Origin of the sequence: Halomicrobium sp. IBSBa (assembly GCF_017612575.1) — an archaeon.
Taxonomy (GTDB): Archaea; Halobacteriota; Halobacteria; order Halobacteriales; family Haloarculaceae; genus Halomicrobium.
Genome location: NZ_JADPQC010000006.1, coordinates 194,350 through 201,004 on the forward strand (window position 1 = coordinate 194,350; position 6,655 = coordinate 201,004).

Consider the following 6,655-nt stretch of genomic DNA (forward strand, 5'->3'; position numbering starts at 1 on the left):
ATTACTAATGCCGTTTAGGCACGCCTAATCAATATGGTACGCAGACGGCAACTACTCGCAAGTGGTGTCACCCTCGTCGGAACAGCTCTCGCCGGTTGTCTCGGCGACACCAGCGGCTCGGCGGAGCCGACGACCACCGCGACCACGGACCAGTCGACGACGACTCGATCCCGATCGACGGACGAGACGGCGTCGTACACGGTGACGGTCGAACCGAACCCATCGTACACGTTCGAAACAGTTCCCGAGACCTACGCGGCGATTCCGAGCGTCTGGATGGACATCGGCATGGCACTGGGCATCCAGCCGACCGCGACAGCCAGTCTCGAACGCGCGCCGCTGAAGTTCTACGACGCTCTCCCGAACGTCTCCTTCGACGAAGACGAGGTGGCGAAACTCGCGTCCGACTCCGAATCCGGCTACGACAAGGAGAACTTCTACGCCGCCGACTGCGACGTTCACCTCATCGATCCGCGGATGTTGAAGTTCTTCGCCAACTGGAACGACTCCGACATCGAGGAGATCCGGACCGGCGTCGGGCCGTTCCTCGGATCGAGCATTCGGTTCGCGTCCTCTTCTGCCGTCGGCCGCGAGCCGTACTACCGACTCTACGAGGCCTTCGAGAAGGCCGCGGAGATCTTCCAGCGCCGCGAGCAGTTCGAAGCGTGGCAGTCGTTCCACGCCGACTTCATATCGACGATCGAGGCGGGCCTCCCACCGGAAGACGAGCGGCCGACAGTCGCCGCCATCTGGCGCGGCGTCAGGCCGGACTCCGGACAGTTCCGTATCGCACCACTGGACCCGCTCCAGAACAACACGCTCACGTACCGCCGGCTGGGCATGCGAGACGCCTTCGCCGGCAACGTGCCGGACGGTCCCATCGGGTACGAGGAGCTCCTCGACGCCGACCCGGACTACATCGGCGCTGTCGGTGGGCTCACGTCGCTCACCCACGACGAGTTCGTCGAGACCGTCGTCGAACCGTTCGAAGCCAACTCGAACGGGCAGGATCTGACCGCCGTCCAGGAACGCAACCTCGTCCGGACCGGCGGCCAGTTTATGGGTCCGATCGTCGATCTCTTCTCGACGGAGGCACTCGCCAAGATGGTCTATCCGGACTCTTTCGGCGAGTGGCCGGGATCGCCGGACGCGATCGAGCCGTCCGAGCAGCTCTTCGATCGGCAGGCTCTCTCAGAGATCATCAACGGGAACTTCTAGGCATCGATGGCGAAGGTACTCGACGAACTCGCCCAGCGATACGCCGTCGGGCGTGACTGGTACGCGACCTCCAAACTCGCCGCACTCGCGCTCTGTAGCCTGGGGATCCTGCTGGTCGTCACCCTCCTGCAGGTGAGCTTCGGCGCGTACCCGCTGACGCTCGGCGAGGCGTGGGCGACCGTCTTCGACCCGGCGATCCTGTTGAACGGGGACGTCTGGCACGCGTTTCTCCTCAGTGGCGACACCCCGGAGTGGTTCACGCGCCGACAGCTCGTCGTCTGGAACATCCGGCTCCCGCGGATCCTCGTTGGCGTCCTCGTCGGTGCGAACCTGGCGGTCTCGGGCGCGATCTTCCAGATCGTCACGCGCAACGAACTCGCCAGCCCCTACATCCTCGGCGTGAGCGACGGCGCTGGCCTCGTCGTGCTCCTCACGCTGACGGCCTTCTCCGGGCTGCTCCCGCTGTTGCCGGTGTTGGCCGCAGCCGGCGGGGGCGCTGCGTTCTTGCTCGTCTACGTCATCGCCTGGAAGAACGGGACCAGTCCCGTCCGCCTGGTGCTCGCCGGAGTTGTGGTCGGGACCGTCTTCGGGTCCGTCCAGCGAGCACTGTTTTTCTTCATCGACAACCTCGGCGTCGTCATGTCGGCCCAGACGTGGCTCTCCGGCTCGCTCCTGGGAACCGACTGGGCACAGGTCCGTATCGCGCTCCCGTTTACCGTCCTCGCGATGCTCCTGGCCTTCGCCGTGACCCGAGAGCTCGACGTGTTACTGCTGGGCGAAGAGACCGCCGAATCGCTCGGCATGCCCGTCGAGAAGGTTCGCTTTGCCGTCGCCGGCATCGCTATCCTCTCGACGGCGGCCGCAATCGCCGTGGCGGGGCTCGTGGGCTTCGTCGGCCTGATCGTCCCACACATGGTGCGCAACATCGTCGGCAGTGATTCCCGCCGGCTCCTCGCCGGTTGTCTCTTCCTGGGGCCGACGCTGCTGGTCGGTGCCGACGTTGGCGCACGTCTCGCCCTGAGTCCGATACAGCTCCCCGTCGGGATCATCACCGGGCTCGTCGGCGGTCCGTACTTCCTCTATCTGATGCGCAAGAAAGAGAAGCTGGGTGAGGTCTGATGGCGGGCAATCACCGTTCGCGCCAGTCGAGGACCGGCGACCGCACGGACGACGCGACACCCGATCGAAGCCCGCCGGCCACGGCGGTCCGTGGCACCGATCTCGTCGTCGGCTACGGCGACACGTCCGACCCGGTCATCGATGGCGAGTCGATCGACATCCCGACCGACGAGGTGACCGCGCTCATCGGGCCCAACGGCAGTGGGAAGAGCACTCTCCTGAAAGGGCTCGCACACAGGCTCGAACCGGACCGCGGGACGGTCCTGCTCGACGGGCGAGCGGTCGACTCGTTCGGCACGAAGGAACTGGCCCGGAAACTGGGGCTGCTCTCTCAGGAGAACGTGGCACCCGACGGGATCTCGGTCGCGGACCTCGTCGAACGCGGTCGGTATCCTCACTGTGGCTTTTTCGACTCGCTGTCGAACGCGGACCACGCCGCCGTCGACGACGCGATACAGCTGGCCGGCATCGACCACCTCCGGGAACGGAACGTGGGCAGTCTCAGCGGCGGCCAAAAGCAGCTCGTGTGGATCGCGATGGCGCTCGCACAGGACACCGATGTCCTGTTGCTCGATGAACCCACGACGTTCCTGGACCCCCACCACCAGCTCGAAGTGATGCAGATCGTCGAGACGCTGCGGGACGAAAGCGACACGACCGTCGTCCTCGTTCTCCACGACATCGGGCAGGCAGCCCGCTACGCCGATCACGTCGTGGCGCTCAAAGACGGGTCGGTGTACGCCCGCGGACCCCCCGAGTCGATCGTGACGCCGGCCCTGCTCGCCGACGTCTTCGAGATCGAAGCGACGGTCGTCGAGACCGAACACGGCCCTCGGATCGTCCCGCTCGATCCCATTCACGACGACTCCACGTAGGGCGGCCAGGAGACGACAGTAGAGTGACGAGCGTGCTGTCTTCGTGGACTCAAAGCCGTCTTTGAATCTTCCACAGACCAACGACGTTCCCACTCTGACACAGTAGTATGGAACGCAGAGCGTTTCTGACGACGGTCGGTGTCGGACTGACGGCGGTCAGTGGGTGTCTCTCCGCCGGGAGTGCGGACTCTCAGGCCACAGACTTTTCGACGGACACGACGCGCTCGACCGAGCGTGATCGATTCGAGGGGACACTCGTCGAAACTGACGAGACTGTCGAGCGCACTGTCGGCACGGGGACTCTCGAAGAGCGCGGCCGCCGTCGACCCCACCGCGTCGCGGTCACGAACTCGGGCGACGAGCCCAAACAGGTAACTGTCTCTCTCGAACGGTCGGGTACTACTGTTCTGGAGGAGGTGTTCACACTCCGATCGGCGGCAACAGTCGGCATCGCGTTCACGGAACTGGGCAGCTACGACCTCACAGTGACCGTGCCAGCAGCCGACGCGACGGAGGCGATCTCTCTCGGTCCCGATCGCTTCACCTGTAACGTGACGAAAACGTCGATCGGGATACAGGGCGATGGCTCTCTTGACGTACTGTCTACGTCCACGCGCATGGCTTGCCCCGGTGTCGTCACCGAACGCGTCTCAGCCGACGCCGTCGCCTCACGTACGCTCGGGGACGATTCGACTGACGAGGACCCGGAGGAGACGACGCACGGCGTCGCCCTCCGGAACGAATCCGACCGGACCTGGACGGCTCGTCTCCTCGTCGACAGCGACGCCGGTCCCCTGTTCGACGGGGCGTACACCGTCGCGCCGGGCGGACGTGTCCGACTCACGCTCGCCGAACGTGGCAGCTACTCTGTCTCCTTCGACGTGCTCGAAACCGGTGGGACTGCGACCGAACCCGTTCCGTCTTCGTCGTTCGACTGCAACGAGTCCTCGACGCGGGCGACGATCGACGCCGACGGCGAACTGTCCGTGAGTACGATGACGACGCTCGTGGCCTGTCCCGAGTCGACCCCGGATACGACGACGAACTCCTCGTCGTAGTACGACTGGGCAACTCTACGTGCTGTTTTCGCTCGCCAGGGTGTCCCAGTGCTGTTCGCCTCCCGGACATCGTCCGGTCGATCCTCCTCACGTCGCCGTGAGTGCCTGTCGTCTCTGAGAAGTTCTCCGAGCGTCCCCCTACACCCCCAAATCGGCGACTCCGCCCTCGATACCCTCACGGCCGCTGTCCTGTGGTTTCACTACCCACGCCGTGTTCGAATCGTTGGCCTTTTATAGTCTCCTCTCTCACGATTATATCCGTACGAGGGATGACGGACGCCGGGTCGCTGCCCGCTACGTCACCCCGGCTCTCGGCGACTTCGGTCGTCGGTGAGTAGCGAGCGTGTCTCCGATCGCCGCTTCGCGGTGATCGGCACGCTCGCGAAGGATGAGGATCTCACCCCTGCGGTCCGCCGTCAAGATGAGATCTGATGTGAGCCCTGACGGACCCAACACGATGTAGCTGGGGAGGGATACCCCAGCGTTTGCTTCCGACGGAGTGATACCTTTCCGCCGCTGACTATGTCAGCACATTCCGGTTGATCCTGCCGGAGGCCATTGCTATCGGAGTCCGATTTAGCCATGCTAGTCGCACGGGCTTAGACCCGTGGCGTATAGCTCAGTAACACGTGGCCAAACTACCCTATAGACCATGATAACCTCGGGAAACTGAGGCTAATCGTGGATATCGCATTCACGCTTGAACTGCCGAATGCGAGAAACGTTCCGGCGCTATAGGATGTGGCTGCGGCCGATTAGGTAGACGGTGGGGTAACGGCCCACCGTGCCAGTAATCGGTACGGGTGGTGACAGCCAGAACCCGGAGACGGTATCTGAGACAAGATACCGGGCCCTACGGGGCGCAGCAGGCGCGAAACCTTTACACTGCACGACAGTGCGATAGGGGGACTCCGAGTGCGAGGGCATATAGCCCTCGCTTTTCTCGACCGTAAGGTGGTCGAAGAATAAGGACTGGGCAAGACCGGTGCCAGCCGCCGCGGTAATACCGGCAGTCCGAGTGATGGCCGCTGTTATTGGGCCTAAAGCGTCCGTAGCTTGCCATGCAAGTCTATCGGGAAATCGACGTGCTCAACGCGTCGGCTTCCGGTGGAAACTGCACGGCTTGGGGCCGGAAGACTCAGCGGGTACGTCCGGGGTAGGAGTGAAATCCTGTAATCCTGGACGGACCACCAATGGCGAAAGCACGCTGAGAAGCCGGACCCGACAGTGAGGGACGAAAGCCAGGGTCTCGAACCGGATTAGATACCCGGGTAGTCCTGGCCGTAAACGATGCTCGTTAGGTCTGCCGTGCACTACGAGTGCACGGTGAGCCGAAGTGAAGACGATAAACGAGCCGCCTGGGAAGTACGTCCGCAAGGATGAAACTTAAAGGAATTGGCGGGGGAGCACCACAACCGGAGGAGCCTGCGGTTTAATTGGACTCAACGCCGGACATCTCACCAGCCCCGACAGCAATAACGACGGTCAGCTTGACGAGCTTACCCGAGTTGCTGAGAGGAGGTGCATGGCCGCCGTCAGCTCGTACCGTGAGGCATCCTGTTAAGTCAGGTAACGAGCGAGACCCGCATCCGTAGTTGCCAGCGATACCCTGAGGTAGTCGGGTACACTACGGAGACCGCCGACGCTAAGTCGGAGGAAGGAACGGGCAACGGTAGGTCAGTATGCCCCGAATGGACTGGGCAACACGCGGGCTACAATGGTCGAGACAATGGGTCGCGATACCGAGAGGTAGAGCTAATCTCCCAAACTCGGTCGTAGTTCGGATTGTGGGCTGAAACTCGCCCACATGAAGCTGGATTCGGTAGTAATCGCGTGTCAGAAGCGCGCGGTGAATACGTCCCTGCTCCTTGCACACACCGCCCGTCAAAGCACCCGAGTGAGGTCCGGATGAGGCCATCATGCGATGGTCAAATCTGGGCTTCGCAAGGGGGCTTAAGTCGTAACAAGGTAGCCGTAGAGGAATCTGCGGCTGGATCACCTCCTACTGAACGGGACCAGGCCGACGCGCCTGGCCCACCTGCTGTTACCGTTGGTCGAGCGCGACCAACAACTGGTCGGAAGACCGTGTTGGGCCGTCAGGGCTCACAAGACCTATCCGAGGCGGATCTCCCCTTCGGGGAGGCTGGGTGCAACTCCCAGCGGGTCCGTACCTCGTAGCAGTTCCGAACCGAGCCCCTTAAGTGTGGGACGGCGCTCGGATCTGGTACGAAGACCAGTGCACTACCCCGTGCAAGCGTGGGTAGGAAGGGTCGATGTACAGACCGGGTCGCACCGGCTGTACTGATGACACCGCGTGTACGTGCGATCCAGGCGTCCACTGGACTCGTGCAATTTCATCGAGTCACAACCAAATTTGACGTTGGC

General features: G+C 63.0%; 4 protein-coding genes and 1 rRNA gene. All 5 read left to right on the forward strand.

Annotated elements, in window-relative coordinates; genetic code table 11:
- The first annotated feature begins 33 nt into the window (after window positions 1-33).
- Window positions 34-1,218: an ABC transporter substrate-binding protein gene (locus tag IL252_RS14725; RefSeq protein ID WP_208628620.1), complete on the forward strand. Its 1,185-nt coding sequence runs from the start codon at window positions 34-36 to the stop codon at window positions 1,216-1,218.
- A gap of 6 nt (window positions 1,219-1,224) precedes the next feature.
- Window positions 1,225-2,337, forward strand: a complete 1,113-nt coding sequence (locus IL252_RS14730; protein WP_208628621.1) for an iron ABC transporter permease — start codon at window positions 1,225-1,227, stop codon at window positions 2,335-2,337.
- Window positions 2,337-3,212 carry an ABC transporter ATP-binding protein gene (locus IL252_RS14735; RefSeq protein ID WP_208628622.1) on the forward strand — a complete coding sequence of 292 codons (876 nt, stop codon included), beginning with the start codon at window positions 2,337-2,339 and terminating at the stop codon, window positions 3,210-3,212. The genes IL252_RS14730 and IL252_RS14735 overlap by 1 nt, the downstream gene beginning before the upstream one ends.
- A 107-nt stretch (window positions 3,213-3,319) precedes the next feature.
- Window positions 3,320-4,270, forward strand: a complete 951-nt coding sequence (locus IL252_RS14740) for a hypothetical protein (RefSeq protein WP_208628623.1) — start codon at window positions 3,320-3,322, stop codon at window positions 4,268-4,270.
- Window positions 4,271-4,802: 532 nt separating this feature from the next.
- Window positions 4,803-6,274: ribosomal RNA gene (locus IL252_RS14745) — 16S ribosomal RNA — on the forward strand.
- Window positions 6,275-6,655: the final 381 nt, after the last annotated feature.

Bases quoted from the DNA above. Each gene is read 5' to 3' on its own strand.
- IL252_RS14725 (WP_208628620.1), top strand. From the start codon at position 34: ATGGTACGCAGACGGCAACTACTCGCAAGTGGTGTCACCCTCGTCGGA.
- IL252_RS14730 (WP_208628621.1), top strand. From the start codon at position 1,225: ATGGCGAAGGTACTCGACGAACTCGCCCAGCGATACGCCGTCGGGCGT.
- IL252_RS14735 (WP_208628622.1), top strand. From the start codon at position 2,337: ATGGCGGGCAATCACCGTTCGCGCCAGTCGAGGACCGGCGACCGCACG.
- IL252_RS14740 (WP_208628623.1), top strand. From the start codon at position 3,320: ATGGAACGCAGAGCGTTTCTGACGACGGTCGGTGTCGGACTGACGGCG.